Annotated in this window: 27 protein-coding genes; 11 read left to right on the top strand and 16 right to left on the bottom strand. The window is 67.8% G+C overall.

Annotation, left to right across the window (positions count from 1 at the left end):
* Window positions 1-127: 127 nt before the first annotated feature.
* The 3 genes from NE2_RS22925 to NE2_RS22915 all read right to left on the bottom strand — a co-directional run bounded on the left by NE2_RS22925 (window position 128) and on the right by NE2_RS22915 (window position 3716).
* Window positions 128-1174, bottom strand: a complete 1047-nt coding sequence (locus NE2_RS22925; protein ID WP_146165347.1) for a hypothetical protein — start codon at window positions 1172-1174, stop codon at window positions 128-130.
* A gap of 448 nt (window positions 1175-1622) precedes the next feature.
* Window positions 1623-2402, bottom strand: coding sequence for a glutamate racemase (locus NE2_RS22920; protein WP_063029265.1), 780 nt, complete (start codon window positions 2400-2402; stop codon window positions 1623-1625).
* Window positions 2403-2528: 126 nt separating this feature from the next.
* Complete coding sequence (locus NE2_RS22915; RefSeq protein WP_063029263.1) at window positions 2529-3716, bottom strand: NAD(P)/FAD-dependent oxidoreductase; 1188 nt, start codon at window positions 3714-3716, stop codon at window positions 2529-2531.
* Between the two features lie 200 nt (window positions 3717-3916).
* Here NE2_RS22915 and NE2_RS22910 point away from each other — a divergent pair, with 200 nt between their 5' ends.
* Both NE2_RS22910 and NE2_RS22905 read left to right on the top strand, forming a co-directional pair.
* Window positions 3917-4264: an SPW repeat protein gene (locus tag NE2_RS22910; protein ID WP_063029261.1), complete on the top strand. Its 348-nt coding sequence runs from the start codon at window positions 3917-3919 to the stop codon at window positions 4262-4264.
* Complete coding sequence (locus tag NE2_RS22905; protein WP_106958677.1) at window positions 4264-4893, top strand: TetR/AcrR family transcriptional regulator; 630 nt, start codon at window positions 4264-4266, stop codon at window positions 4891-4893. The genes NE2_RS22910 and NE2_RS22905 overlap by 1 nt, the downstream gene beginning before the upstream one ends.
* A 15-nt stretch (window positions 4894-4908) precedes the next feature.
* Here NE2_RS22905 and NE2_RS22900 read toward each other — a convergent pair whose 3' ends face one another.
* The gene (locus tag NE2_RS22900) at window positions 4909-5553 is read right to left on the bottom strand and encodes a TetR/AcrR family transcriptional regulator (RefSeq protein WP_233429859.1); all 645 of its coding nucleotides are present in this window, start codon (window positions 5551-5553) and stop codon (window positions 4909-4911) included.
* Window positions 5554-5611: 58 nt separating this feature from the next.
* Between NE2_RS22900 and NE2_RS35880 the strand changes: the two genes are divergently transcribed.
* From NE2_RS35880 to NE2_RS22890, 3 genes are all read left to right on the top strand, one after another.
* The gene (locus NE2_RS35880; protein WP_157110961.1) at window positions 5612-5767 is read left to right on the top strand and encodes a hypothetical protein; all 156 of its coding nucleotides are present in this window, start codon (window positions 5612-5614) and stop codon (window positions 5765-5767) included.
* Window positions 5768-5778: 11 nt separating this feature from the next.
* The gene (locus tag NE2_RS22895; RefSeq protein ID WP_063029290.1) at window positions 5779-6159 is read left to right on the top strand and encodes a cupin domain-containing protein; all 381 of its coding nucleotides are present in this window, start codon (window positions 5779-5781) and stop codon (window positions 6157-6159) included.
* 81 nt (window positions 6160-6240) lie between these two features.
* Window positions 6241-8427: a hypothetical protein gene (locus NE2_RS22890; protein WP_063029257.1), complete on the top strand. Its 2187-nt coding sequence runs from the start codon at window positions 6241-6243 to the stop codon at window positions 8425-8427.
* Between the two features lie 81 nt (window positions 8428-8508).
* Here NE2_RS22890 and tuf read toward each other — a convergent pair whose 3' ends face one another.
* From tuf to NE2_RS22850, 8 genes are all read right to left on the bottom strand, one after another.
* A complete protein-coding gene (gene tuf / locus NE2_RS22885; protein WP_063013626.1) occupies window positions 8509-9699 on the bottom strand; it encodes an elongation factor Tu in 1191 nt (396 codons plus the stop codon).
* 116 nt (window positions 9700-9815) lie between these two features.
* Window positions 9816-11918 (bottom strand): elongation factor G, encoded by a 2103-nt coding sequence (gene fusA, locus NE2_RS22880; RefSeq protein ID WP_063029255.1) that lies wholly within the window; start codon window positions 11916-11918, stop codon window positions 9816-9818.
* A 205-nt stretch (window positions 11919-12123) separates the two neighbouring features.
* A complete protein-coding gene (gene rpsG / locus NE2_RS22875) occupies window positions 12124-12594 on the bottom strand; it encodes a 30S ribosomal protein S7 (RefSeq protein WP_030517120.1) in 471 nt (156 codons plus the stop codon).
* Between the two features lies 1 nt (window position 12595).
* Window positions 12596-12970, bottom strand: a complete 375-nt coding sequence (gene rpsL, locus NE2_RS22870; protein ID WP_014353064.1) for a 30S ribosomal protein S12 — start codon at window positions 12968-12970, stop codon at window positions 12596-12598.
* 449 nt (window positions 12971-13419) lie between these two features.
* On the bottom strand, window positions 13420-13980 hold the full coding sequence (locus NE2_RS22865) for a DUF3558 domain-containing protein (protein ID WP_063029288.1): 561 nt from the start codon (window positions 13978-13980) through the stop codon (window positions 13420-13422).
* A gap of 23 nt (window positions 13981-14003) precedes the next feature.
* Window positions 14004-14534: a DUF3558 domain-containing protein gene (locus NE2_RS22860; RefSeq protein WP_063029253.1), complete on the bottom strand. Its 531-nt coding sequence runs from the start codon at window positions 14532-14534 to the stop codon at window positions 14004-14006.
* Window positions 14535-14597: 63 nt separating this feature from the next.
* A complete protein-coding gene (locus NE2_RS22855) occupies window positions 14598-15290 on the bottom strand; it encodes a response regulator transcription factor (protein ID WP_084494255.1) in 693 nt (230 codons plus the stop codon).
* Window positions 15283-16446: a sensor histidine kinase gene (locus tag NE2_RS22850; protein ID WP_063029251.1), complete on the bottom strand. Its 1164-nt coding sequence runs from the start codon at window positions 16444-16446 to the stop codon at window positions 15283-15285. The genes NE2_RS22855 and NE2_RS22850 overlap by 8 nt, the downstream gene beginning before the upstream one ends.
* Before the next feature lie 205 nt (window positions 16447-16651).
* Here NE2_RS22850 and NE2_RS22845 point away from each other — a divergent pair, with 205 nt between their 5' ends.
* The gene (locus tag NE2_RS22845; RefSeq protein WP_063029246.1) at window positions 16652-17329 is read left to right on the top strand and encodes a VC0807 family protein; all 678 of its coding nucleotides are present in this window, start codon (window positions 16652-16654) and stop codon (window positions 17327-17329) included.
* A 14-nt stretch (window positions 17330-17343) separates the two neighbouring features.
* On the opposite strand, the gene hppD is transcribed toward NE2_RS22845, so the two are convergent.
* On the bottom strand, window positions 17344-18537 hold the full coding sequence (hppD, locus tag NE2_RS22840) for a 4-hydroxyphenylpyruvate dioxygenase (protein WP_063029244.1): 1194 nt from the start codon (window positions 18535-18537) through the stop codon (window positions 17344-17346).
* Between the two features lie 165 nt (window positions 18538-18702).
* On the opposite strand from hppD, the gene NE2_RS22835 reads away from it, so the two are divergent.
* A complete protein-coding gene (locus tag NE2_RS22835; RefSeq protein WP_063029242.1) occupies window positions 18703-19224 on the top strand; it encodes an Lrp/AsnC family transcriptional regulator in 522 nt (173 codons plus the stop codon).
* Between the two features lie 8 nt (window positions 19225-19232).
* Here the strand turns inward: NE2_RS22835 and NE2_RS22830 are convergent, their stop codons facing one another.
* A complete protein-coding gene (locus tag NE2_RS22830) occupies window positions 19233-20351 on the bottom strand; it encodes a winged helix DNA-binding domain-containing protein (RefSeq protein WP_063029283.1) in 1119 nt (372 codons plus the stop codon).
* A gap of 58 nt (window positions 20352-20409) precedes the next feature.
* Window positions 20410-21384: an NADPH:quinone oxidoreductase family protein gene (locus tag NE2_RS22825; RefSeq protein WP_063029240.1), complete on the bottom strand. Its 975-nt coding sequence runs from the start codon at window positions 21382-21384 to the stop codon at window positions 20410-20412.
* Between the two features lie 123 nt (window positions 21385-21507).
* Here NE2_RS22825 and NE2_RS22820 point away from each other — a divergent pair, with 123 nt between their 5' ends.
* The 3 genes from NE2_RS22820 (at window position 21508) to NE2_RS22810 (ending at window position 23980) form a co-directional block, all read left to right on the top strand.
* Window positions 21508-21828, top strand: a complete 321-nt coding sequence (locus tag NE2_RS22820) for a hypothetical protein (RefSeq protein ID WP_063029238.1) — start codon at window positions 21508-21510, stop codon at window positions 21826-21828.
* Window positions 21825-23048: a lytic transglycosylase domain-containing protein gene (locus NE2_RS22815; RefSeq protein WP_063029236.1), complete on the top strand. Its 1224-nt coding sequence runs from the start codon at window positions 21825-21827 to the stop codon at window positions 23046-23048. Before NE2_RS22820 ends, NE2_RS22815 begins: the two co-directional genes overlap by 4 nt.
* Window positions 23049-23206: 158 nt before the next feature.
* Entirely contained in the window at window positions 23207-23980 is a 774-nt protein-coding gene (locus tag NE2_RS22810; RefSeq protein WP_181064150.1) for an acyl-[acyl-carrier-protein] thioesterase, read from the top strand.
* A gap of 81 nt (window positions 23981-24061) precedes the next feature.
* Here the strand turns inward: NE2_RS22810 and NE2_RS22805 are convergent, their stop codons facing one another.
* Window positions 24062-25729, bottom strand: coding sequence for an FAD-dependent oxidoreductase (locus NE2_RS22805; RefSeq protein WP_063029234.1), 1668 nt, complete (start codon window positions 25727-25729; stop codon window positions 24062-24064).
* A gap of 187 nt (window positions 25730-25916) precedes the next feature.
* Here NE2_RS22805 and NE2_RS22800 point away from each other — a divergent pair, with 187 nt between their 5' ends.
* On the top strand, window positions 25917-26408 hold the full coding sequence (locus tag NE2_RS22800; protein ID WP_063013652.1) for a SixA phosphatase family protein: 492 nt from the start codon (window positions 25917-25919) through the stop codon (window positions 26406-26408).
* The last annotated feature ends 21 nt before the right edge of the window (window positions 26409-26429 follow it).

Raw genomic sequence — 26429 nt, 5'->3', positions numbered from 1 at the left:
CCGCCCGACGCCGAGTGCCGATCCTCCGGATGATGCGCAACGATCATGTACGGCAGTATCACTCACCCCTCACCCGATTCCCGACGACAACGCGTCCGGCCGCAGCCGGACACGTGCCGTTGCGGATCTAATTGGCGAAGGTGCGCTCCCCCCGCACCGGAGCGTGCGCGGACACCGCTCCCGCGGGAATGACGATGCGCCAACTCGGTTGTTTCCGAACCGGAAACGGCGGGAGTTCGGCGGCGCTCGGTGCGGGCTCGTGCCGCTCCGCGGTGATATCCCCGAATTCGACAACGGGCGCCGGGGGTGTCGCCGGTGCGGGCGGCGCCGGGTGCGGTGCTGCCGGAGCCGAAAGGGGTGCGGTCGGTACCGGCTGCGATGCCGCCGGCGCCAGCCGGGATGCGGCCGGAACCGGTTGCGGTGCCATCGGCATCGGATTGGGGGCGGTCGGCACCAGCTGGGATGCGATCGGCGCCGGATGGAGCGCGGCCGGCGCCACATGAGGTGCGGTCGGTACCGGCTGCGGTGCGGTCGTCGCGGGCGACACCCGTTGCGGTGCTGCCGGCGCCACATGAGGTGCGGTCGGTGTCGTGGGCGACGCGGTCGGTGTCGAGGGGTGTGCGGCTGCGACCGATCGCGTCGTCGGCCGGGCAGCCGTGCGCACAATCGGATTGTCGCGCAGATGATTCGTCAGTACACAGGCCGCGGCCCCGAAGGCGGTGATTCCGGCGAGCATTGCGGCGAAATCGAGATGGGCCCCCGCCAGTTGATGCGCGGCATGCGCCCCACCGAAGAGACCGCGGAGGATGCCGGAGAAACTGCTGTCGTCCGCGACCGCCGCGCGCATCTCGGATTCCTTGTTGTCGAGGTACAGCACATCCGCGAGGACGAACACCGCCACACCGGTCCCCGCCACCGCGGCCGCGGCGGAGAAGATCGACGCGCGGGTGCGCAGATAGGCCACCGCGGCGAAGATCGTCGCGAGCACCGCGACACAGGTCAGCACCGCCCACGTGCCGCTGATATCGGTATCGCGCAGACCGGCACCTGCCCAGTCCTGCTGGGACACGGTCGTACCGGTCAGCCTGCCGAAGGCATCCGACCGGATCGCGCCGCCCGGTCCGGAGGCCGACAACCAGGGCTGGAACAACAGGACGAGAGTCGCGGCGCTCAACACGGCCCCGCACAGGTATCCCCAGCTCGGACGGCGACCACCCGGTGGCGTCGGTAGTGAGCCGGACGATTCGAGGTCGCCGGTTCCGGGATGAACATCGCTCCAAGGCGTTCGGGTAGCCATAACTCCGGTTCTGTCTGTTACCGATGCGCCGGCTTCGTGGCGGCCGGCCCGGTAGGGGTGGGTGCGGAAATGCGTCGACGACCGCGCTGTACGTCTGCGAAAATCACGGTAGAACCGCGCCGGATAACGGGCCACCGGACCTCCCACGGCTGACTGGGGCGCAGGTCACAGCCCTTTTCCGACGCTCCGGCCGGAGGTGCTGAAAGAGATTGTCCCGGAACAGATTTCGATCGGCGGCACCGAATCCGGTAGCGGCCGGCCCGCGGGAAGCGCGGGCGCGAACGTGACCGGGTCGACACCGGCTACGCCGAGTGCCCCCGCGAAACTAGGCGGTCGGGCACGCGGTGTCGACCGCTCCGAGCGCTCGGCCGGATTCGAAGGCCGCCGCACTCGCGGGCAGTTCACCGGCACGGCCGCTGTTGTAGACCGTCACCGTGCCGGCGCCGGCGGTCGGCCGGCCCAGGGCGTCGATGCGCCGAAGTGTCTGGCCCGCAACGGCTTCCGCGCTGTCGAACAGACGGACGCCCGAGGGCAGCGCGGCCACGATGGAATCGAGGACCAGCGGGTAGTGGGTGCAGCCGAGGACGACCGCCTCGGTGCCGGCGGGAGTCTGCTCGGCGGCGCGGGCGATGGCGTGCTCGACGGCCGGGAGATCTCCGCGGTCGATCGCGTCGGCGAGGCCGTGGCATGCCACACCGGTCACATCGGCGTCACCGCCGAAGCGAGCGATGAGATCGGCCTGGTAGCGGCTCGCGGTCGTGGCCGCGGTCGCCCACACCGCGACCGAGGCACACGCGGCGGCCGCCGGTTTGATCGCGGGGACGGTGCCGATCACCGGCACGTCGGGCCCGACCTCGGCACGCACCTGTTCGAGTGCGGTGACGCTGGCGGTATTGCACGGCAGCACAATGGCCTCCGCGCCGAGCCGCAACGATCGGCGGGCCGCATCCAGCACCCGATCGATCACCCACTGCTCGGGTTTCGGCCCCCACGGCGCACCATCGGGATCCAGTTGCAGCAGCAGATCGAGGTCGGGACGCAACTTGCGCAGCCACGCCCCCGTCGGCAACAACCCCAGTCCCGAATCGATGAGCGCAACGATCACCCAGCCACTGTATTAGCGTCGCCACGAACCCTTACGCCCGACCGGGGTATCGGCCGGACCTGTTCCGCGCGCCGCTGGCGTGCCGCCGCACCGACCGATCCGGGCGGCCCGGCCCGGCGCGGGCGTTCAGCTCGCGGGTGCGGCGGACCTGGCGTTGGCTGCGAGTTCGGCGCGCATCTTCATCACCTGCGCGGTGCGACCGCCGCCGACCACGGCGGTCAGGACTCCGCCGTCGAAGTAGTGCGCCAGGAATTTGCGGCCGTCGTCCTCGACGATCCGGATCTCGTCGGCGCCCGCCGGGGTGCCGAGGACCTGGATCTTCAGGTCGTACTGGTCACTCCACACGTACGGCACCCGGGCGGCCGTGGGAACGTCGCCGCCGAGCAGCGCGGTCACCAGCAGCCGTGCCTGCTCACCGGCGTTGGTCCAGTGCTCCACCCGCTTGTGCCGGCCGTTGTCGTGGCGCCACGCGGCGACATCGCCGACCGCCCACACACCCTCGACCGAGGTGCGGCCCACCTCGTCGGCGAGGACACCCCCGCCCACCTGCGGTTCCGCCAGAGGGATGCCGGATCCGGCCAGCCATTCGGTGATCGGCGCGGAGCCGACACCGATGACCACCAGATCGGCGGTGACCGTAGTGCCGTCGGTGAGGGTGGCCCCGGTGACCGCGCCGTCTTCGACCTGCAACGAGCTCAGTCCGACGCCGCAGCGCAGGTCCACCCCTTCGTCGCGGTGCATGCGCCCGACCAGGCGGCCGACCGCCTCGCCCAGGGCGGCGGCCAGCGGAGTGGGCTGTGGTTCCACCAGCACCACGTCGACGCCGCGGGAACGGAAGCTCGCCGCCAGCTCGCAGCCGATGAATCCGGCGCCGACCACCAGCGCCCGCCGCGCGGTGGCCAGTCCGTCGCGCAGCGCGGCCGCATCCTCGTGCCGCCGCAGGACGTGGACACCGGCGGCCTCGGGCAGACCCGGAATCCGCTTGGGGCGCAGGCCTGTTGCGATGATCAGCTGTCCGTACTCGAGCACGGAGCCGTCGTCGAAGGTCACGGTGCGCGCCGCGGTGTCGACTCCGGTCGCGGCCAGGCCCAGTCGCAGCTCGATGTTCTTCTCGGCGAAGAATTCGGCGGGGCGCAGCGTCGTATCCTCGGTCTCGCCGCGCACGAACTGCTTGGACAACGGCGGCCGATCGTAGGGCAAGCGCTGTTCGTCACCGACGAGGATCACTCCGCCCTCGTATCCGGCGCGGCGCAATTCCTCCGCGGTGCGCAGGCCGGCCAGACCGGCGCCGACGATCACGATCGGGGCTGTCATCGTTGCGCTCCTGGCTCGGTTCCCACTGCTGGCACGTATTGCTGCACCAATCCACCATAAACTAGAACACGTTCTAGATTGCGGTGACGGGCGCCATATCCGACATGTGTGCAGGAATTTTCCGGAATAAGTATTGATCGGGCGGTCAATCAGAGTTATACCGAGATCAGAACACAATTCCGCCCCCCGAGGAGGCCCCCATGCTCACCGAAAACCGCACCCTGAGTTCCGTGGCCGTGGCACTGGGCGTCTACACCGCCCTGTCCCCCATCTGGACCGACCACAGCAACCGCGCCATGTGGACCCTGATCGTGCTCGGAGTGCTGATCGCCCTGGCCGGCCTGGTCCAGTTCACCCGTCCGGGCATCGCCGGAACCGATTACGCGATGGGCCTGTTCGGCGTCCTGCTGTTCATCTCGCCGTGGGTGATGAACTTCAGCTCCTTCAGCGCGGCGTCGTGGACCGCGTGGATCGTCGGCGTACTGACCGTCGCGGTCGCCCTGGCCGCCCTTCCGCAGGTATCGGCACGGATGCATACTGCTCACTGATGCAGATGCCCAAACCCCGTCGAGCGGGGCGTCGCCGCAGCAGCAAGGTCGACGGCGACGCCCGCGCCCTGATTCTGGATGCCGCCGAAAGCCTGTTCGCGGCACACGGATTCGACGCGACCGCGACGGCTGCGATAGCCACTGCGGCCGGCGTTCCGAAGGGGCTGGTCTTCTATTACTTCCCCACCAAGGACTCGATCCTCTCGGCGCTGATGGCCGAGCGAGTTCCCGCGCATCCGATCGACGACATCGCCACGGTGGTCCGGCCCGGCGATCCGGCGACCAGCCTGGTGAACCTCGACGCGGCGCTGAATCTGCGCGACCACCATTCCTCGGTGCTGCGCGTGATCATGTGGCGCGAGGCCGATACGCATCCGGATGTGCGAAAACAGGTGCGCCGCATGCGCGATCAGCTGCTCGACGTCACCGCCCGGGTATTGCAGGCGAGTGCGCCCGGGCAGGTACAACCCGGAACCCTGCGCGCCTGCGCGGCCGCCTGGGTGTCGGCCATGCTCACCATCGCGAGCACCGACCGGTTGCACGCACTGGACGGATTGACACTCGCGGGCGCCGAGGAGATCACGAACCTCTCCCGGGTCGTCGCGGCCGGCATGACCAGCCTGGGCTGAGCCGGCGCCGCCGGTTCAGCGAACCGGCAGCAGACCATCGACCAGCGCGCGCAATCCTTGCTCGTAGGTGTCGGCCGCGGTGAGCGCGCTCCACCGGTCGGCCACGGCCGCCAGGCGCGGAAGTTCGCCGGCATCGATATCGGCGAAGACGCGCTCCCGGAACACCGGCCGGTCGTCGTCGCGACGCCGGCGAGCCGCGGCCCGAATCAGAATTTCCCCGGCGGTGTAGTACCAGATCGTCCGATAGGCGTGCACCGCCCGCTCGGCATCCAGCCCGGCGTCCATCGCCGCGTCCAGGATCGTCTCGGGATACCAGAGCGCGGCCGGTGAGAGCAGGTCGTCGGCGGTGAGCACCTCGGTGATCCACGGAACCGGGGCCAGGATGTCGTGCATCGCGCGGGCCGCGACGATCAGGCGTTCCCAGGGGTCGTCCGGCAGTGGCGGATGGACCGCACCCGTCGCCACGTCGTCGAGCAGAAGCAGCAGCAGCGCGTCCTTGTCCGGTACGTGGTGATAGAGCGCCATCGGCGTCGCGCCGAGTTCGGTGGCCAGGCGCCGCATGGTCAGCGCCTGCACGCCGTGGGTCTCGATCAGCTCGCGCGCGGCGGCCACGATCTGCGCGCGGGACAACCGCGGCGGACGTCCGGTTCGGGTGCTCACCCGGCCATCTTGACACGAGGTCTCGACAGCGAGCATCGCGGTCGGTTACTTTTTATACATGTATAGAAAATACACACCGGGCGCCGCTCCGGCATTGATCACGGTGGCGCAGTGGATGATCGCGCTGGATATGGCGGTGGTGAACGTGGCCCTGCCCGCCGTTCGCCGCGAGCTCGGCTTCGCACCCGCACCGACTCCGGTCGCGGCCGAATGAAAGGCACCACCATGCACCTCGCACCTGTCGACCTGTTCGCCCGCGGCATCCGAATGCTGCCCGACGGCCGGGTGTTCGACGAACAACGCCGTATGTCCGGAGATATGGAGGGGTGGACGCTGGCGACTTTCCGGGTGGCCACCGACGCCGACGTCCACGGTGACCACTGGGAAATACATCCGAGCGGAGAGGAGTTGGTGGCGGTGCTCTCGGGCGGAATCCGGATGTATCTGCGTGAGCCCGGCGACGCGGCGGGACCGGTATCGCTGCGCGCCGGACAGGCGTTCATCGTGCCGCGGGGGCGTTGGCATCGGATCGAGGTGGACGAGCCGAGTGAACTGATGTCGCTCACCCTGCGCCGCGGCACCGAACTCGCAAAACGGACGGATTGAGCTGCGGCGCAAGGACGGCGGGAACCGTCGCACACCCCCGCGAACTCGCACCCCGAAACGTGAGCGATAAGAATGGAGTGTATGACGGATCCCGCCAATGCCCGTTTCGGAGAACCCCATACTGCACGAGAGGGGCACCGACTGACCCGCTCCGAGGAGGAGCCGGGTCAGCCGACGGGTGGCAGCGGTCCCGCGCACGGCGGTGCCGAGAAGTTCGGACTGCGCTGGGACAGCGCCGAATTCGGTGATTCCGGATCGGTTGAGAGCGTCTTCGGCCCGCCCCCGGTCGCCTCGCCCACCGATGTCCCGTCCTTTTCACCCGACTACCTCGCCGGCACCGCGGTTCCGGCACCTCCCGCCGCACCGCCGCTGCCGGTCCGCGACACATCGGCCCGCACGAACATCCCTCCGCTCGCCACCCGAGAACCCGCGCAGCGCAGCATGTTCGCCTCACCGTTCGATGCGGATTACGAGAAGGGTGCGGCGCAGTCGCAGAACAATCCTGCGGCCGACGACGAATCCGCTCCCACCTCCAGTTTCGCGGTGAGCGCGGCGGAGACGCCGCCGGTCGATCCGAGATCGGGTGTCCTGGGATCATCCACGGCTCCTGGCGACAACGAGAACTCGACGCCGGAAAAGGCAAGCTGGGAAACCGAACTCGATGCCGGATCCCAGGATCCGGAGGACACCGTCCGCCGCATCGCGGAGAGCCTGGGCATCGACCCCGGGCGGCAGAGTCGCGCCCGTACCGCCGAAACCGAGCCCGCCGAGCCGCCGGAACCGCGGCGATCCGATCCGGTCGAATCCGGCGCCCCGTCGACCGCATCCGTCCCGGCTCCGCCGAAACTCCCGATGCGGCTTCCCACTCCCGCCCACGGCATCGCCCGGACCGAACCGGCCGGTGCCGGAACGGGTCTCGCCGCCGACGCGACACCGGCGAGCACCGCCCCGCGCCCGGACACTCCCCGCCGGCCCATTCCCCGTGCGGCTCGGCGGGCACGCGGCGACGAGCAGCCCGCCGCGAACACCCCCGCGGCCCGGCTGCCCGGCGACATCGCGGCAACCGAATCGGCAACCGGTGAGCAGCACACCACCGCGGTGACCGAACCGGCAACTGCCGGGGACGAGCCGCCCGCAGCCACCTCCGGGAGCGAGAGTGAATCCCGCAGCGCGACAGCGGAAGGTGCGGACCGCACGGCGATCGGTCACGCGACATCGGCCGGCGGCGACGCCGATCCCACACGGCTCGCCGCGACACCACTGACCGACCGGTCGCCCGACGATGCCCTCCGGCCCACCGCGACCACCGAATCGGCGGCCGGGAGCGAGCACACACCACACCCCATTACGCGGGCCGAATCCGTCGCCGAGAGCGCCCAGGCCGCCGAACACACCGTCGCCGAGGCGAATACGGGCGCAGCGGAGGACGACAAGGACGAGAGGGCGACCCCCGCGGCGCGGCTGCCGCACCGGCATTCGAACGAGCCGGCACACTCCCACCGCGCGGAGTCGACGCCCCCGGCCCACTCCGATCCGGCCGACCGAACGGACGAAGCCGGCTCCGGAGATCCGGAATCGTGGCAGAACACCGACATGCTCCCGGCGATCCGCGGCCACGCGGACAACGGCCACGCCGCTTCCCACCAGCTTCCCTCCCGCAACGGGACGGCGGTGGGCCTGCGCTCGGCCCCGACGAGTACCCTCGCCGAACAGTCCGATACCGACATCCTGCGACGACGCGCCGCGGAAGTCCGGGTGGCGGAGTCCGTTCCGACCAGCCGGCACCGGTCGCTCGCAGCGGAAACCCGAGCCGACGACCCCGCGACCGAGGCCCCGGAAGACGGTGCGACACAGCCGGATTCGGCGATCGGCGCCGCCCACATCGAATCGTCCACCAGTGCCGCCGGTACCGGTGGTCGCCGAAATCGTCGTGCCACCGGTGATCAGCACTCCGGTGACACACCGGACGACATCGCTTCGCGCACCGGCCTGCCCCCCACCTCCCGCCGCGCGGCCCGCCGCCGGGCCGAGACCACCGGCGAACCCCCGGCCATCGACGTCGGCCTGGTGATGCAGTTACTGCTGGCCAGCCACACCCTGGAAAATGTGGCCCGCAACGCCGAAGCCGGCGATGTCGACCTCAACGGCCTCATCACCGCCGCCCACCGAACCCGCACCGCCGCAGTCGAACTCGTCACCACCTGGTTCGGCGGCGCCGACCAGATGCGCGAATTCGCCGAAGCGCTCCTGGCGGCGACCGAGAACTGATCCAGCGACGCGAAAAGGGCCGCTCCCCGAGGGGAACGGCCCTTTTCATGCTGTCACATGTCGTGACGGCCGATCACAAAGTCACTTGATGACCTTGGTGACGCGGCCGGCGCCGACGGTGCGGCCACCCTCGCGGATCGCGAAGCGCAGGCCCTCTTCCATGGCGACCGGCTGGATCAGCTTGACGCTCATCTCGGTGTTGTCGCCCGGCATGACCATCTCGGTGCCCTCGGGGAGGGTCACGACGCCGGTCACGTCGGTGGTGCGGAAGTAGAACTGCGGGCGGTAGTTGTTGAAGAACGGGGTGTGGCGGCCGCCCTCGTCCTTCGACAGGATGTACGCCTGGCCCTCGAACTCGGTGTGCGGGGTGGTGGTACCCGGCTTGATGACGACCTGACCACGCTCGACATCTTCGCGCTTGATACCACGCACCAGCAGACCGACGTTGTCACCGGCCTGGCCCTGGTCCAGCAGCTTGCGGAACATCTCGATGCCGGTGATGGTGGTCTTGGTGGTCTTCTCGCGGATACCCACGATCTCGACCTCTTCGTTGACGTTGATCACGCCACGCTCGACACGACCGGTGACCACGGTGCCACGACCGGTGATGGTGAAGACGTCCTCGATCGGCATCAGGAACGGCTTGTCGGTCTCACGGACCGGGTCCGGGATGGACTCGTCGACGGCGTTCATCAGCTCGACGATCGACTCGACCCACTTCTCGTCACCCTCGAGGGCCTTCAGGCCGGAGACGCGGACGACCGGAGCCTCCTCGTCGAACTCCTGGGCGGCCAGCAGCTCGCGGACCTCCATCTCGACGAGCTCGAGGATCTCCTCGTCGTCGACCATGTCCGACTTGTTCAGCGCGACCAGGATGTAGGGCACGCCGACCTGACGGGCGAGCAGCACGTGCTCACGGGTCTGCGGCATCGGGCCGTCGGTGGCGGCCACGACCAGGATGGCGCCGTCCATCTGGGCCGCACCGGTGATCATGTTCTTGATGTAGTCGGCGTGACCGGGGGCGTCGACGTGCGCGTAGTGACGCTTCTCGGTCTGGTACTCGACGTGGGAGATGTTGATCGTGATACCACGAGCCTTCTCCTCCGGAGCCTTGTCGATCTGGTCGAACGCGAAGCTCTGGTTCAGGTCCGGGTACTTGTCGGCCAGCACCTTGGTGATGGCGGCAGTCAACGTGGTCTTGCCGTGGTCGACGTGACCGATGGTGCCGATGTTGACGTGGGGCTTCGTCCGCTCGAACTTCGCCTTCGCCACTGTTGTCCTCCTGGACTAGTTAGTGCGTGCTTTTGTGCAGCAGTGCGGTTTGTATTTACAGGGGGTCGTACGCGACCGATACGGGGCGGATTCTCGCAAATCCGCCCCGACTGCGATTACTCGCCGGTCGCCTTGGCGATGATCTCCTTCGCCACGTTGGCCGGAACCTCCGCGTACGAATCGAACACCATGGAGTAGTTCGCCCGGCCCTGGGTCTTCGACCGCAGGTCACCGATGTAACCGAACATCTCCGAGAGCGGAACCAGCGCCTTGACGACACGGGCACCACTGCGTTCCTCCATGGCCTGGATCTGGCCACGGCGGGAGTTCAGGTCGCCGATCACATCGCCCATGTAGTCCTCGGGCGTGATGACCTCGACCGCCATGAGCGGCTCGAGGATCACCGGACCGGCCTTACGGGCCGCTTCCTTCAGCGCCATCGAACCCGCGATCTTGAACGCCATTTCCGAGGAGTCGACCTCGTGGTAGGCGCCGTCGAGCAGGGTGGCCTTCAGGTTGACCAGCGGGTAACCGGCGAGGACACCGTACTGCATGGAGTCCTGGATGCCGGCGTCCACCGACGGGATGTACTCGCGCGGAACGCGGCCACCGGTGACCTTGTTCTCGAACTCGTAGGTCGCGCCGTCCTCGCCGGTGAAGGGCTCCAGGCCGATGATGACGCGGGCGAACTGGCCCGAACCACCGGTCTGCTTCTTGTGCGTGTACTCGAGCTTCTCGACCGGCTTGGTGATCGTCTCGCGGTACGCGACCTGCGGCTTACCGACGTTCGCCTCGACCTTGAACTCGCGCTTCATCCGGTCGACGAGGATGTCGAGGTGAAGCTCGCCCATACCGCCGATGACGGTCTGGCCGGTTTCGGCATCCAGCTTCACGGAGAAGGTCGGGTCCTCTTCGGCCAGCTTCTGGATCGCGGTGCCCAGCTTCTCCTGGTCGGACTTGGTCTTGGGCTCGATCGAGACCTCGATGACCGGGTCCGGGAAGGTCATGGACTCCAGCACGATCTGGTTCTGCGGATCGCACAGGGTGTCACCCGTGGTGGTGTCCTTCAGGCCGATGACCGCGTAGATGTGGCCGGCGGAAACCTGCGGGACCGGGTTCTCCTTGTTGGAGTGCATCTGGAACAGCTTGCCCAGACGCTCCTTCTTGCCCTTGGTCGCGTTGATGACCTGGGCGCCGGAGTCGACCTTGCCCGAGTAGACGCGGACGTAGGTCAGCTTGCCGAAGAACGGGTGCACGGCGATCTTGAACGCCAGCGCGGCGAACGGCTCGTCGGCGCTCGGCTTACGAGTGATGATCTCGTCTTCCTTGCCGGGCACGTGACCCTGCACGTTCTCGACGTCCAGCGGCGAGGGCAGGTAGTCCACGACGGCGTCGAGCATGGGCTGCACGCCCTTGTTCTTGAACGCCGAACCACACAGCACCGGGTACAGCTCCGAGGCGACGGTCAGCTTCCGGATGGCGCCCTTGATCTCGTCGATCGTGAGCTCCTCGCCACCGAAGAACTTCTCCAGCAGCGCCTCGTCCGACTCGGCGACGGTCTCGAGCAGCTCCTGGCGGTACTGCTCGGCCTTCTCCTTCAGGTCGGCCGGGATCTCGGTGACCTCGTACTTCTCACCGAGCTTGGTCTCGCCGGTCCACACCTTGGCGTTCATCTCGACCAGGTCGACGATGCCCTCGAAGGTGTCCTCCGCGCCGATCGGCAGCTGGATGACGAGCGGCTTCGCACCGAGACGGTCCTTGATGGTCTGCACGGTGAAGTAGAAGTCCGCGCCCAGCTTGTCCATCTTGTTGACGAAGCAGATACGCGGCACGTCGTACTTGTCGGCCTGACGCCACACCTGCTCCGACTGCGGCTCGACGCCCTCTTTACCGTCGAACACCGCGACGGCGCCGTCGAGCACACGCAGCGAACGCTCCACCTCGACGGTGAAGTCGACGTGGCCGGGGGTGTCGATGATGTTGATCTGGTTCTGGTTCCAGAAACACGTCACCGCCGCCGAGGTGATGGTGATGCCGCGTTCCTGCTCCTGCTCCATCCAGTCGGTGGTCGACGCACCGTCGTGGGTCTCACCGATCTTGTAGTTCACACCGGTGTAGAACAGGATTCGTTCGGTAGTGGTCGTCTTGCCGGCATCGATGTGAGCCATGATGCCGATGTTGCGGACCTTGTTGAGGTCGGTGAGCACGTCCTGTGCCACGGAAATCTTCCCCGCTCTGCTCTGTTAGCGATCAGCTAGTTGGGATTTTCGGGAACGGCCCGGGCGGTTCCGCTTCGATGCGGGCCCCTGGCCATCACTATGTCAACGTCGGGTGCGGCTGATTGGTGCCCTGCTGAGCACGTGCCGCACCCGACTGTGACTCGCCTCCCGGCGCCGTTCCTTCACCGGCGGACCGGGTGACCAATCACCAGCGGTAGTGCGCGAACGCCCGGTTGGACTCGGCCATCTTGTGGGTGTCCTCGCGACGCTTCACCGAAGCGCCCAGACCGTTGCTCGCATCCAGCAGCTCGTTGGCCAGACGCTCGATCATGGTCTTCTCACGACGCGCGCGCGAGTAGTTGACCAGCCAGCGCAGCGCCAGGGTGTTGGCGCGCCCCGGACGAACCTCGACCGGGACCTGGTAGGTGGCGCCACCGACACGACGCGGCTTCACCTCGAGGGCGGGCTTCACGTTGTCGAGCGCACGCTTGAGGGTGACGACCGGATCGGTGCCGGTCTTCTCGCGCGCCTGCTCGAGGGCACCGTAGACGATGCGCTCGGCGGTCGACTTCTTGCCGTCCAGCAGGATCTTGTTGACCAGCTGAGTGACCAGCGGCGATCCGTAGACCGGATCGTTGATCAGCGGACGCTTGGGTGCGGGGCCCTTGCGTGGCATATCAGCTCTTCTCCTTCTTGGCGCCGTAGCGGCTGCGGGCCTGCTTGCGGTTCTTCACACCCTGGGTGTCGAGCGAGCCGCGGATGATCTTGTAGCGCACACCGGGGAGGTCCTTCACACGACCACCGCGAACGAGCACCATCGAGTGCTCCTGCAGGTTGTGACCCTCGCCCGGGATGTAAGCCGTGACCTCGACCGCGCTGGTCAGGCGAACACGCGCAACCTTACGCAGCGCGGAGTTCGGCTTCTTCGGGGTCGTGGTGTACACGCGGGTGCACACGCCACGACGCTGCGGGCTCCCCTTCAGGGCCGCAGTCTTGGTCTTGGCGACCTTGTCGCGACGACCCTTGCGGACCAGCTGGTTGATGGTTGGCATATACCGGCTTTCCTTATTCAGTAACCAGGTGTCTGGAACTCTTCGATGTCTGTTTGTCGGCGGTGCTGCCCGATTCCCCGGAGTTCACACCGACGTCATAGAGCTGTCACCACTTGCCCGGATCGCGTTTCCACGCGTCCCGAGGTCGGGCGTGTCGCGCGCAGTACATGCCTACTTTTCCGGGCACGCTGAAACGGTCGGCCGCTCTCGCTGGCTTACGTTCTACGCACAAACCTGCCCGCACGCTTCCGGGCACAGCGATCCACGATACCCGTCGGCGCGGCGGGGGGCAAAAGTGGGGTCCGCAGGCCCCGGCCCACCACCGACTATGCGTTTTCACTATCTCTCGAGGCCACCCGCGCGGCGCGGCCGGGGTGGCGAGGCGACGATCGCCCGGGACCCGGTCCTGCGACACCGCGCGAAGACCCCGGGCGCCGAACGACATTCGCTCAGCGCGCCAGGTTCAAGGTCAACTCCGCCAGCTTCTTCGCCCCGGCACACGGATCCGGATGACCACCCGGCCGGTAGTTCACCCACCAGCCGATGATCCCGGTGTCCGCGGCCGGCGCCATCACACCGCACGAATCCGGATCGCCCGGCCGCTGGACCTGCAGCGAGCGCCGGCCCTGCACGTTCACATCGGTGGTGGTGTAGCCGAGCCGATCGTTGTTGGCCTTCTCGTTCGGCAGCGAACCCATCTCGTACCAGTTCAGCGTGGCCATACCGTCGCCGCCGGGCGTACCCGACAGATCCCACATGCACACCGCGCCGTTGAACGAACCCTGTGCGTCCTGGGCACCGGTCGCCTTGGCGATGTCGTCCTGTTTGACGACCTCGCATTCGCGCAGCAACTTGTCGAAGTTCATGTTCACGCCGCCGCCGCTACCCGCCGGCAACGCGGTTCCCGAGACCGTGCGACCGCAGCCGCCTACCGTCAGCCCGACCGCGAGTGCGAGGACCGCGATCCCGCCCGCACGCACGCCGCGCCGGACGCGGCCCTGATCACGCATGCCGTTGCTCATTTCAGCCGCCCTCACTTCAGCCGCTGCACGGTCAGTTCGGCCAGTTTGCGGTTCTTGTCGCACGGTGTCGTCGACACCTGCCCGAATGCGCCGGCCGAGGTCGACCATTCGAAGAAGTCGTCGCCCAGCTGCACCGCGAAGTCACAGATGGTGCCGTCCGGGCTCGCATCCTGGAAACCCTGATGCCCGCCGACCTCGATCGACTCCGGATTGCGGCCCTGCGCGGTCACCCACGCCTTCTCCCGTCCGATCGGACTGCCCCGATACGACGCGAACGTCACGCTGGGACCGCCGATTCCGCCGGCCTGCCAATTGCAGCCGACCGAATTCTTGAACACCTGCGAGATCTGACCGAGCCCACCCAGATTCCGGACCTCGTCATCGGTGACATGCCCGCACTCCCCCGCGAACGGACCCAGCGCCGCCACCTTCGCGGGCGGACGAACCGACGGGGAATCACTGTCGGACTTGTCGCCCGAACCGCAGCCCGCCAGCAGTGCCGCGAGAGCCGTCCCGGTGACAATCGCCGCCGTCAATCGCATGATGGGCACTCTACTGGTTTCGGCGTCCTGGGCTCGGGTGTCGCGTAGCACAGGGCCACCACCTCAGTCTGCGGTCGGGTCGGCCAGGCCGTGGCGGTAGCCGTAGCGGACGGCGTCGGCACGGTTGCGGGCGCCGATCTTGGCGAAGGCGTTGTTGATGTGAGTTTTCACCGTCGCCGGCGAGACGAACAGGTGGGCGGCTATTTCGGCGTTGCTCAGTCCACGCGTGATCAGCGAGACGACCTCCGCCTCGCGAGCGGTGAGGCCGTCGGGATTCGGCGTACCGGCGGCGGGCGCGCTCGGCGCCGGCCGGTCCCGTGCTCCGATCAGGGCGTCCACCAGCCGCTGGGACACCGTGGCGTCGAAGGTGGACTGCCCGGCCGCCGCTGCACGGATGGCGGCGACGATCTCCGCCCGGCCGGCGTCCTTGGTGAGGTAGCCGCGCGCGCCCGCACGCAGCGCGCTCACGATCGAGGCGTCGTCGGCGTAGGTGGTCAGTACCAGTACCGCGGTCCCGGGATGGCCGCCCGCGATCCGGCGGGTCGCCTCGACGCCGTCGAGTACGGGCATCCGCAGATCCATGAGCACCACGTCCGGATCGGTCTCCGCCACCGCTCGCAGTGCCTGTTCCCCGTCCCCCGCGGCGCCGACCACGATCACCTCGTCGACCAGTCCCAGCAGTGCGACCAGACCCTCACGCATCACCTGCTGGTCGTCGACCACCAGCACCCGGAGCGGTTCCTGTCCCTCACTCAATCGGAACCTCCGCTGTCACAACCCATTCGCCGTCGGCCGCACCGGACGACAGCGTGCCCCCGGCCAATGCGATCCGCTCACGCATCCCGGTCAGACCGTACCCGCCGCCGGGCAGCGGCTCGCGATTCGTCTGCTCCGCGAACGCGTTTCGCACCGACAGTCGCACCTCGTCGGCCGCGAACTCGAGCGCGACCCGCACCGGCCGGCCCGGTGCGTGCTTGGCGGCATTCGTCAGGGCCTCGCGCAGGGTGCGCAGCAGCGATACCGCGGCACCCGAATCCACCGGCCGGGCGGGGCCGTCGCAGCGCAGTTCCACCGTCATCCGGTGATCGCGCCGATAACTCTCGACCAGTTCACGCACGGCATCGGGCAGCGGTGGCATGTCGCCGCGCAGCGCGGCCACCGCACCGCGCGCCTCGATCAATCCGTCGCGGGCCAGCCGGTGCGAGCGCCGTACATGCGCCAATGCGCCCGGTATATCGCCCCTTTCGTCGAGCAGCAGCTCCGCGACCTCCAACTGCATACCCAGTGCTCCCAGCGAATGTGCCAGTACATCGTGCAATTCCCGCGCGATCCGGGCACGTTCGTCCAGCGCGGCCGCCCGGGCCTGTTCGTCCTGTGCGCGCCGCGTCTGTTCGAGCAGCAGCTGGGTCTGGCGTACGCGCAGTCGATGCTGTCGGCGATACAAACCGAGCAGCAGCAGTATGACGAGCACGCCGACATAGGTCAGCAGGTCGCCGAGGCTCTTCCCGGCCGCCGCACAACCGGCGATCAGAACCGCGACCTGTGCCGCGAAGCCGAGCAGGATGATTCGCGTAGCGGACCGGAACTGCTGGGCGAGCACACTGGCCGCCGCGCACAGCATGATGAACGCGGAAATGTCCGGGGCCGCTCCGACGACCGCCGCGCTCGACAAGGCGCACCAGGTCAACGCCAGGGTGGCCATCCGGGGATACCGGGATTCGACCACCGCGAACACGAGCCACCCGGCATAGGCGGCCACCAGCACCGCCCACAGCCACGCCGCCGGCGCTCCCCGGTGGTTGAACACCAGATTGGCCGCGAGCAGCGTCGCGCCGATCGAACGCATCAACGGGCTGGCGTCGGGATCGTTGCCGATCAGCCTTCGCCCGAACTCCCGCAGCCCCTCTCGCATAACCCTCCTGGTGGCATGTCGTGCCCGCACCACGACGGTAGGCGCGGTCGACTCGTTGCCGGAACGACCGCCGGGCCGAGATTCGGCCCGCCGGCTCCACCCGTGGGTGGAGATCCCGTGGTCCATCTCCCGGCCGAGGCGCACACATGCGCGAAATCCCTAGCGTGTCAACGACATAGCGCCAGTACTCGCAGGGGAGATTCCGATGACCGACACCGCCGCATTCACCGCCGCCGACACCGGGAGCGAACCACGCCGGCTGTGGCGGGTGCTCGGACTCGCGGCCGATATCGGCCTGTCGCCCGCGACCTACTATCTGCTGCTCGCGGCCGGGTTCACCAGCTATCGAGCGCTGGTGGGTTCGACAATCGTCGCGGGCGGGTGGGCGCTCGCTGTCGCGGCGGCGCGCCGCAAGGCCGACGGCATCGCCGTGTTCGTCTTCCTGCTCAACGTATTGGGCCTCGTGCTGGCCGTACTCGGTGGTGACGAGCGAATGATGCTGGCCAAGGACCCGATCACCTCCGCCGTGATCAGTGTGCTGCTGGCGGGCAGCTGCCTGCTGGGCCGGCCGGCGATGTTCGCGATCTCGCAGCGCATGCACGCGCTCGGGCCGGATTCCGCCGTCCGCTGGGACACATTGTGGCACAACGACTCCGTCGTCCGCCGCGCGTTCACGATCGCCACGGCGGTGTGGAGCGCCGGACTCGCGGTCGATGCGGTGGTGCGACTCCTGGTGATCTATTGCCTGCCGGTGCCGGCAGCGGTAGCGCTGATGAACCCGGTGCAGTGGACGATCATCGCCGCGCTGGCCCTCTACACCGTGCGGTCACGACGGCGCCTCGACATCAAGGCGCGTTTGCGCGCACTGCCCGACGCCGGGTGAGGACGCGCGCCCGGTCACAGATTCCCGCGCGCGTGCTGTTCCCTCTCGATCGCCTGGAACAGGGCCTTGAAGTTGCCCTTTCCGAAGCCCAGCGAGCCGTGCCGCTCGATCAATTCGAAGAACACGGTGGGGCGGTCGGTGAGGGGCTTGCAGAAGATCTGGAGCAGGTATCCGTCCTCGTCGCGGTCGACCAGGATGCCGCGCGATCGCAGTTGTCGTACGGGGACGCGGACGTGGCCGATGCGGGCGCGCAGATCGGGATCGTCGTAATAGGCGTCCGGGGTGTCGAGGAATTCGATGCCCTCCCGGCGCAGGGCGTCGACGGTGCTCAGGATGTCGCCGGTGGCCAGCGCGATGTGCTGGACGCCCGGGCCGCCGTAGAACTCCAGATACTCGTCGATCTGTGAGCGTTTGCGCCCGGCCGCCGGTTCGTTCAACGGAAACTTCACCCGGTGGTTGCCATTGGCCACGACCTTGCTCATCAAGGCCGAGTATTCGGTGGCGATATCGTCGCCGACGAATTCGGCCATATCGGTGAAGCCCATGACGCGCCGATAGAACCGCACCCACTCGTCCATCCGCCCGAGTTCCACATTGCCCACGACGTGATCCACGGCCTGGAACAGCCGATGCGGCGACCGCGGCTGATAATTCGAACGGCGCGCGATATATCCCGGCAGATACGGACCGTGATAGCGCGACCGGTCGACGAGGGTGTGGCGGGTTTCGCCGTAGGTGGCCAGGGCAGCCGTGCGGACCGTGCCGAATTCATCCGACGCGTCGCGCGGCTCGGCCAGGATCCGCGCGCCGTGACGCCGGGCGTGGGCGATGCAGCGGTCCACATCGGGCACCTCGAGCGCGATATCGACGATGCCGTCACCGTGCCGGTCGTGGTGGGCGACCAGCGGACTGGCCGGATCCACCGCACCGCACACCACGAATCGCGCACTGCCGCTGCGCAAGACGTAGGACTTGTGATCGCGGTTGCCGGTCTCGGGTCCGGAATAGGCCTCCAGCGCCATCCCGAAGGCCTGCAGATAGTGCGTGAACTGGGTCGCGTTGCCGACCACCCACACCAGTGCGTCCCATCCGAGGACGGGAAACGGATCCGCACCGGGATCGTGGTCGACCAGACCGACGAGCCGGCGCAGCTCCGCATCGCTCGCCACCGCGGGCCGGGTGTCGCGGGAGATGTCCTCGATCGTCATGCATCCAGATAATCTCCGAGCGGAGGTGCTGGGCAATATCGAGGATTTCGGGTAGACACCCTGGCGTAATTGGTCACCATATGCCGCCGAGTGCTGGACAATTTGAATAGCTGCACCCGGGCCTCGTCCGGTGGCGCGGCGCCGGACCGAATACAGGAGACGACGATGACGCGCACCCCCGCCAAACTGGACGAACTGGATCTGGCGATCCTCACCGCCATGCACGAGTACCAGAAGGCGGGCGTACTCGAGCTGTCGCGACGCACCCGGGTGGCGCGGGCGACCGTCCAGTCGCGCATCGCGCGCATGGAGGAGGCCGGGGTCATCGCCTCCTACGATCCGCGGGTCGACGTCACCGCCGCCGGATTCGACGTGCAGGCTTTCGTGAGTCTGGAGATCGCGCAGGGCGCACTGGACGCGGTGACCACCGATCTGGACGCCATCCCCGGCGTGCTCGAGGCCTACGCGACCACCGGTTCCAGCGATGTCCTGTGCCGCATCGGCGCCGATTCGCATTCGGGCCTGCAGGCGGTGCTGCTGAGTATCGACCGCAGCGCCGCGGTGGTGCGCTCGCACAGCGTGATCGTGCTGTCCACGGTGGTCGCACATCGCACGCTGCCGCTGCTGCGCACGCTCACTCCGGCGGGGAGGAGCAAGGCTCCGGCATACCGGAATTCGACGCCCTGAGCGCGCGCCTACTTCCCGGTTCTGAGATTCGCTCCGGGCGCGAGGATTTCGACCTCCGGCCGCAGGCTCGGTTCCAGAAAACCCAGCAGATTCCGGGCCTCCGCTTCGACCTCGGCCGCTTCCCGCGCCGACCATTCCCGGTTCGGTGCGATGCGCAACCGCGCCGCCGACTTGCCGGCGAAGATTTTGTAGATGCCGGCCAGAAATCCGTCGATGAGCACCGGACACACCTGGGCGGCCATATGTTGCAGGGGCAGCGGGGCATTCCCGGGAATGATCCGGCTGCGATCCCGGTGCGACAGCAGCACATTGTCGTACCACCCCAGCAGCCGGACGGGTGCGGGCAGATCGGGATCGGCGAGTTCGGCGTCGGCGGCGTCGTAGAGAACGCGGCCGCGCTCGTCGGTGTAGGTGCGCACGCGCTCGCCCAGCCCGGCCAGTATTTCCCTGATTCCGAGCAGCCGCGACCAGGTCTGCACATCCGTCGTGGACGCGGGACCGAAGGCACGCAGATAGCGAAGGACCAACTCCTGCACCGGATATGCGTCATCGAGCGGTACGTCCAGCCACGGTTCGATGCGCGACCACACCGGCCGGCTGTTGTTCCGCCACAGGCCGCGCGGCGGGGTCTGCAGCACCGGGAGCTGGTAGAGCCAGGTCTGGGTCACGGCCGTGGGGTCGCGGTCGGGATAATTCTCGACGGCACGGGCCCGCAGATCCGCCGACGACATCGGCTCCGCTCCCAGCACCTTCTCGCCCCGGGTGCGTACCTCCTCCGGATCAAGCCCGACCATCGCGCCGTAGAAGAAGCCCTTGCGGAACGGGATCTTCTCCAGCTCCGGCTGGATGTGCGGCGCGATGCGCACCGCATCGGCCGCCGTCACCAGGTGAATCGTGGCGCGCATCAAGGTGATTCGCACCAGCGAGCGGTTCTCGAGGCCGGCCGAGACCGTCGCCGGATCGAAGTCGCTGATCCGGCTCCACAATCCGACGTAGGGCGGCGTCACATCCTGGGCCTGCAGCCCGACCAGATGTTCACACAGCTGCGGGACCGGCACCGGGGACCGCTGGAGCAGGTGCTGCCGGGCCAGCAGGGTGCGATTCAGAATCCGGTCGGACAGTTCCATGATGCGCACACCCTACGGCCCGGCACCGACATCCGGCGTGTACCGAACGAAGACCCGCTCAGCGGACGGTGACGACGACTTTGCCCTTCGCCGAACGGTTGTCGAGCGCGGCCACCGCGGCCGCCGTCTCCGTCAGCGGGTACAGCACGGGCTGCGGCGCCGCGATCTTGCCCGATTCCAGCAGCGGCGCCACCTCGTCCCACTGCTCCTGCAGATACCCCGGGTGGGTCATCACCCATTCGCCCCAGGCGGCGCCGACCACCTCGACGTTTTTGAGCAGCAGGCGATTCACCTTCACGGTGGGAATCTCGCCCGCGGTGAAGCCGACCACGAGCAACCGGCCGGCCGGAGCCAGCGAGCGAATGCTGTCGGTGAACCGGTCGCCGCCGACCGGATCCAGCACGATGTCGACGCCGCGTCCGCCGGTCAATTCCTTCACCGCGGCCAGCCAGCCGTCGGTGAGTACCACATCGGAGGCGCCGTTGGCCCGCGCGACCTCGGCCTTCTCCTCGGTACTCACCACGGCGATCACCCGGCCCGCGCCCAGCGCCTTCGCCATGCGCAGGGTGGAGGTGCCGATGCCGCCGGCGGCGCCGTGCACGAGCACGGTCTCGCCCTCGGCCAGCCGGCCCCGGTTGCGCAGGCAGAAGTGCACGGTCAGATCGTTGAACAGAATTCCCGCACCCGCTTCGAGGGAAATGTTGTCCGGCAGCCGGAACACCATCTCCTTGGCGGTCACCGCGGTTTCTGCGACCGCGTTACCCAGCATGGTCAGCGCCACCACCCGGTCGCCCGCCTTCACGCGCGCATCCTCGGGCGCCGAGCGCACGATCCCGGCCACCTCGCCGCCGACCACGAACGGCAGTTCGGGTTTCATCTGGTAGAGCCCCCGGGTCATCAGCACATCCGGGAACGCCACCCCCGCGGCATGGACGTCGATCACCACGCCACCGGGGAATTCCGCCGGTTCGGGGATGTCCACGACCTCGATGGATTCGGGCCCCTCGAGCTTGCTCACCTGGGCTGCGCGCATGAAACGACCTCTCTGTCCGCGGCTGCTTTCCAACAAGTTAACCGGTCTTCGCGCAGCCCTGTCCACAGGTCCCCGATTTGCTACGCTTGGGCCCGCTGAACTGAGCGAAGAGGGGGATTTCTCATGGCCGGTCCCAACGATCCACCCGCGAACGCGATGAAGATCGATCCCGCGGCCCTGCAAAGTTTCGCGAAGACCCTGCGCGACGAGTCCGACGCCATCGGCAAACTCGACTCCGGACTGGCCGACGCGGCCGCCGCACTCCCGGGCACCGGCTGGGACGCGGCCTGCACCGGCGCCAAGGATTCGGTAGAGAACGCGTTGAAGCGAATCGGTTCGCGCGTAACGCATATCGCCGACACCGTCGAACAGGCCGGCAAGGTCATCATCGATACCGACCAGCAGCTGCGCGACGATCTGAACAAGATCGGCATCCGCGCATGAGCGGCGCGGCATTGACCATCGGCGATGTCGAAAAGTGGGACCCTGACAAACTGAATACTGCCGCGACCGCCGTCGGCAAACTATCCGGTGACCTCGATCAGGCCGTCATCACCGCCGTGAACAGCACGCAGAAACTGGGTCAGGACCAGAAATGGGGCGGCGGCGCCGCGCAGGCCGCGGACGGCCGGATGCAGGTGGAGAAAGGCCGCGCCTCGACCGTGAGCCAGGCGATCCTGGGCTTGCAGACGGCGCTGAACCAACAGGTGGAGAACCTGAAGAACGCCAAGATCGCCGTGCTCCAGATGCGCGACCAGGCGACCTTCGTGCCCGCCCCCAGCCTCATGCCCGCATTCGAAGTCAATCCCGACGGCACGGTGAACCCGCAGAAGCGGCTCGACTGGCTCGACCAGCACCGCGACAAACTCAACGACATCGAGTACACGGCGAAGACCACCGAGATCAAGACCGACGCCGCCACGCACGAGTGGGCGATCGTCAACGCCCTGAAAAATGCGCAGACAGTGGCGGATTCGGCAATTACCGCCCTCAACGGCGCCAAGGCCCCGGTCGATGCCGCGTTCGCAGGACTCGGCGACCCGGTCACCGGCGCGGGCGCCGCACCTCCGGCGCCACCCGCTCCCACCGCACCCGCCGCTGCGGCGCCGCCCGCCGCCCCGACCGCCACACCGGTCGCGCGCCATTCGGGCAACCCGGCGTCCTCCAGCCTGATGGGCAACTCCCACCACGGCGGCGGCACCAGCTCCTACAGCGGCGGCGGCACCAGCTCCTACAGCGGCGGCAGCTACGGCGGCGGCAGCTACAACGGCCCGACCAGCGGCCCGCCGCCGACCGCACATCCCTCCGGTGATGTGCAGCAGTGGATCGCCCAGGCCAAGCAGATCCTGATCGAGATGGGTTATCCCCCGGAATCAATCGACGAGAACGCCATCGCGCTCATCATCGAGCACGAATCCGGCGGCGATCCCAACGCGATCAACAACTGGGACAGCAATGCGGCGGCCGGTCATCCATCGAAGGGTCTGATGCAGTGCATCGACAGCACCTTCAACGCCCACGCCGCCCCGGGCCACACCGACATCTGGAATCCGGTCGACAACATCGTGGCCGCCACGCGCTACTCGATCGACCGCTACGGTTCGCTCGACAACGTGCCGGGCGTTTCCGCGGTCTCCGGTGGTGGTGGCTACGTCGGCTACTGATCGGCGGCCGGAACGCCGGTGGCCGCGACACAACTGGACATTTGCTACGTGTGAGTAGAGCCATCTCGGCGTAACAGTGTGACCTGCGCCCCGTAAAGTCATGTCACAAGAAGCACCGCATGAAGTACGCGGCACACCGTGCAGCGCGAGGAGCACCAGTGTCACTCGATCAGCCACTCGCCCCGCTTCCCCAGGAGGGCATGGGCTTCGCCTCGGCGTGGCCCATCCGGGCTGGCGATGTAGATCCCTACAGCCGGCTGCGGCTCGACGCCGTGGCTCGATATTTGCAAGACATCGCGTGGGAAGAGTTGCACAGCACGTTCTTCCACCGCACCGACCCGGCGTGGATCGTACGCCGCACCGTCATCGACGTGGTGCGTCCGATCGTCTGGCCGGATCGGGTGCAGTTGCGGCGCTGGTGTTCGGCGATGTCGACCCGGTGGACGAATATGCGGGTGCGGATCACCAGCGACAGCGGCGGCCTGATCGAGACCGAGGGCTTCTGGATCAATATCAACGAGTCGACGAATATGCCGACCCGGATCAGCGACCAGGGATTGGCGCATCTGGCCCGGACCACCGACGAACATCGGCTGCGCTGGCGGCCGTGGCTGACCGATGCGGTGCCGCCGGAGTCGGACACCGATCTGACGTTCCCGGTGCGCGCGACCGATATCGACCAGTTCAACCACGTCAACAACGCCATGTACTGGCAGGCGGTCGAGCATTTCCTGGTGGACTATCCGAAGCTGGTGGCCGGGCCGCATCGCGCGGTGATCGAATATGTGGCGCCGGTGCTGGCCCGTCAGCACATCAGCGTGCGCAGCCGCTACGAGCCCGGTGACCGCAACGGCCAGCCGGTGCTGCGGCTGTGGTTCATGGTCGGTGGCACCATCACCACCACCGTGCGGATCGGCGCGTTACCGACCTGAGTGTGGATAGCGGAGAGTTCGCGAAGGAGCCCCGCCGAGGTCCGGACCCTCCCCGCGGGGAGGGTCCGGAAGCACCGGTGTTCAGCCGCGCGCGGCTTTGAGCAGATCTTCGATGGTGGTGAACTTGACCCGCGGCCGGCCGCCGGACTTGCCGGCACTCTTCTCGGCCGCGTCGATGGCCTTCCAGCCCTCCCGGCCGACGGCGTCGGGCTGGCGCTGCGCGAGCAGGGCTTCGAGCGCGGCCCGATCACCTTGCGGGGCAGCCAGTTTGCCGGAGGTGAAATCCTCGAGCAGCTGTTCCACGGTTTCGGTGGCATCCACGCGATTGGAACCGATCACGCCGCGCGGACCGCGCTTGATCCAGCCCGAGACGTAGACGCCGGTGACGTGCGCGCCGTCGGCGACGACGCGGCCGTGCTCGTTGGGCACGATCCCGGCGCGCTCGTCGAACGGCAGATCCGCGATCGGAACGCCGCGATAGCCGATGGACCGCAACACCATCGACGCCGGCAGCGTCTCGGTGCGATCCGACGCCCGCGCCACGACGCGGCCGTCCTCGCTGACGAGTTCGTTGTGCACGAACTCGAGCTCCTCGACGTGCCCCTCGCCGCGGATCTCGGTCGGTGAGGCCAGGTAGCGGAACACGATGCGCTTGTTGTCCGGGTTCGGGGCCTTCGCCGCGTACTCCTGCGCCAGTTCGTACTTCAGGCGCAGCGAGGGCTCGATCTCGGGATCGTCGAGCAACGCCTGGCTGGCCGGATCCAGCTCCAGCTCGGCGGGGTCGATGATCACATCGACGCCCTTCAGATGTCCCAGCGCAAGGAACTCCGCCGAGGTGTAGGCGGCCTGCAGCGGGCCACGCCGGCCCAGGACCACGACCTCACGGATATTGCTCGAGCGCAGCGCGTCCAGGGCGTGGTCGGCGATATCGGTCTTGGCCAGCTCCTCCGGCGACAGCGTCAGCACGCGTGCGACGTCGAGGGCGACGTTGCCGTTACCGACGATCACCACACGCTCACCGGACAGATCGAAGCTGCGCTCGGCGTAGTCGGGGTGCCCGTTGTACCAGGCCACGAACTCGGTCGCCGAATGGCTGCCGGGCAGATCCTCACCGGGCACGTCCAGGCGGCGGTCGGTGGAGGCGCCGACGGCGTAGATCACCGCGTGGTGATGGGCCTGCAGTTCCTCGTGCGAGATGTGTTTGCCCACCTCGACATTGAGCCGGTACTGCAGGGTGTCACGCCGGAACGCGCTCTCGAACATGGCAGACACCGACTTGGTCCCCGGATGATCCGGGGCCACACCGGCGCGCACCAGACCCCACGGGGTGGGCAGCCGGTCGAACATCTCGACCTCGACATCGGCGCGGCGCAGCAGCTCGTCGGCGGCATAGCAGGCCGCCGGCCCGGCGCCCACGATCGCCACCCGCAGCGTGCCCAGTTCCTTGGGCGGGCGCGCCGGGGTCACCAGCGGGTCGAAATTCGACTCCAGCGGGTGGCGCTGGAAGTAGGCGGCGTTGATATCGCGGAAACGAGCCAGCGACGCCGTCAGATCGTCCTCGGAGAAGATGGCCTCCACCGGGCAGGCATCCACACACGCACCACAGTCGATACAGGTGTCGGGGTCGATGTACAGCTGCTCGGTCGTCGCGAACTCGGGTTGCTCCGGAGTGGGACGAATGCAATCGACCGGGCACTCGGGAACGCAGCTGGCGTCGTTGCAACAACGCTGCGTGATCACGTAGGCCATATCTCGCAGATCCTCGAAACATCATGGGACGTCCCCACCCGGGTTTGGACAGGGCGTGCATCGCACCGGTTGCCTTCGGCCCCCGTTGTGACACTACCTTCAGTGTGCCTCGAGAGTGAGTTACATCTCTCATCAGGTAGCGATTTAGATAACACCGTTTACTTTCTACGGCGCTACGGTATTGCTCATGGCGCGGACGCTGATCCTGATGCGACACGGTAAATCCGCATATCCGCCGGGTGTCGACGACCACGATCGGCCGCTGGCGCCCCGGGGGCGGCGCGAGGCCGCGCTGGCCGGAACCTGGCTGCGCGAGACCCAGCCGGCGATCGACGCGGTGTGCTGTTCGGACGCGGTCCGGACCCGCGAAACGCTCGCCGCGACCGGTATCGACGCGCCGGTCGTCTACGAGCATTCGATCTACGAGGCCACGCCGCACACGCTGATCGAATTGATCCAGTTGACCGGCGACGAGGTGGAGACGCTGCTGCTGATCGGCCACTCGCCGGGGATGCCGTGGACGGCGTGGGAGCTGGCGGCCAATCGCGCCTCGTTGCCGGCGGAGGAGCTCAGCCGCAAATTCCCGACCTCCGCACTGGCGGTGCTGGAATTCGACCGGCCGTGGTCACGCGCGGACCCGGGCACCGGCGAATTGGTCCGGTTCCACGTGCCGCGCTGACGCGCTGGTGTCGAAAAGGCT

It is taken from the genome of Nocardia elegans NBRC 108235 (genome assembly GCF_001612845.1).
In the GTDB taxonomy this organism is placed as follows: domain Bacteria; phylum Actinomycetota; class Actinomycetes; order Mycobacteriales; family Mycobacteriaceae; genus Nocardia; species Nocardia nova.
Note: the sequence above shows the minus strand (reverse complement) of the source record. Positions and strands in the feature narration are given on the sequence as shown.

What these genes read in the sequence shown, in the direction of transcription:
- NE2_RS22915 (WP_063029263.1), bottom strand. Translation starts at nt 3,716, where the DNA reads ATGACAGCCCCGATCGTGATCGTCGGCGCCGGTCTGGCCGGCCTGCGC.
- NE2_RS22910 (WP_063029261.1), top strand. Translation starts at nt 3,917, where the DNA reads ATGCTCACCGAAAACCGCACCCTGAGTTCCGTGGCCGTGGCACTGGGC.
- NE2_RS22905 (WP_106958677.1), top strand. Translation starts at nt 4,264, where the DNA reads ATGCAGATGCCCAAACCCCGTCGAGCGGGGCGTCGCCGCAGCAGCAAG.
- NE2_RS35880 (WP_157110961.1), top strand. Translation starts at nt 5,612, where the DNA reads ATGTATAGAAAATACACACCGGGCGCCGCTCCGGCATTGATCACGGTG.
- NE2_RS22895 (WP_063029290.1), top strand. Translation starts at nt 5,779, where the DNA reads ATGCACCTCGCACCTGTCGACCTGTTCGCCCGCGGCATCCGAATGCTG.
- NE2_RS22890 (WP_063029257.1), top strand. Translation starts at nt 6,241, where the DNA reads ATGACGGATCCCGCCAATGCCCGTTTCGGAGAACCCCATACTGCACGA.
- rpsG (WP_030517120.1), bottom strand. Translation starts at nt 12,594, where the DNA reads ATGCCACGCAAGGGCCCCGCACCCAAGCGTCCGCTGATCAACGATCCG.
- rpsL (WP_014353064.1), bottom strand. Translation starts at nt 12,970, where the DNA reads ATGCCAACCATCAACCAGCTGGTCCGCAAGGGTCGTCGCGACAAGGTC.
- NE2_RS22865 (WP_063029288.1), bottom strand. Translation starts at nt 13,980, where the DNA reads ATGCGTGATCAGGGCCGCGTCCGGCGCGGCGTGCGTGCGGGCGGGATC.
- NE2_RS22860 (WP_063029253.1), bottom strand. Translation starts at nt 14,534, where the DNA reads ATGCGATTGACGGCGGCGATTGTCACCGGGACGGCTCTCGCGGCACTG.
- NE2_RS22850 (WP_063029251.1), bottom strand. Translation starts at nt 16,446, where the DNA reads ATGCGAGAGGGGCTGCGGGAGTTCGGGCGAAGGCTGATCGGCAACGAT.
- NE2_RS22845 (WP_063029246.1), top strand. Translation starts at nt 16,652, where the DNA reads ATGACCGACACCGCCGCATTCACCGCCGCCGACACCGGGAGCGAACCA.
- hppD (WP_063029244.1), bottom strand. Translation starts at nt 18,537, where the DNA reads ATGACGATCGAGGACATCTCCCGCGACACCCGGCCCGCGGTGGCGAGC.
- NE2_RS22835 (WP_063029242.1), top strand. Translation starts at nt 18,703, where the DNA reads ATGACGCGCACCCCCGCCAAACTGGACGAACTGGATCTGGCGATCCTC.
- NE2_RS22830 (WP_063029283.1), bottom strand. Translation starts at nt 20,351, where the DNA reads ATGGAACTGTCCGACCGGATTCTGAATCGCACCCTGCTGGCCCGGCAG.
- NE2_RS22825 (WP_063029240.1), bottom strand. Translation starts at nt 21,384, where the DNA reads ATGCGCGCAGCCCAGGTGAGCAAGCTCGAGGGGCCCGAATCCATCGAG.
- NE2_RS22820 (WP_063029238.1), top strand. Translation starts at nt 21,508, where the DNA reads ATGGCCGGTCCCAACGATCCACCCGCGAACGCGATGAAGATCGATCCC.
- NE2_RS22815 (WP_063029236.1), top strand. Translation starts at nt 21,825, where the DNA reads ATGAGCGGCGCGGCATTGACCATCGGCGATGTCGAAAAGTGGGACCCT.
- NE2_RS22805 (WP_063029234.1), bottom strand. Translation starts at nt 25,729, where the DNA reads ATGGCCTACGTGATCACGCAGCGTTGTTGCAACGACGCCAGCTGCGTT.
- NE2_RS22800 (WP_063013652.1), top strand. Translation starts at nt 25,917, where the DNA reads ATGGCGCGGACGCTGATCCTGATGCGACACGGTAAATCCGCATATCCG.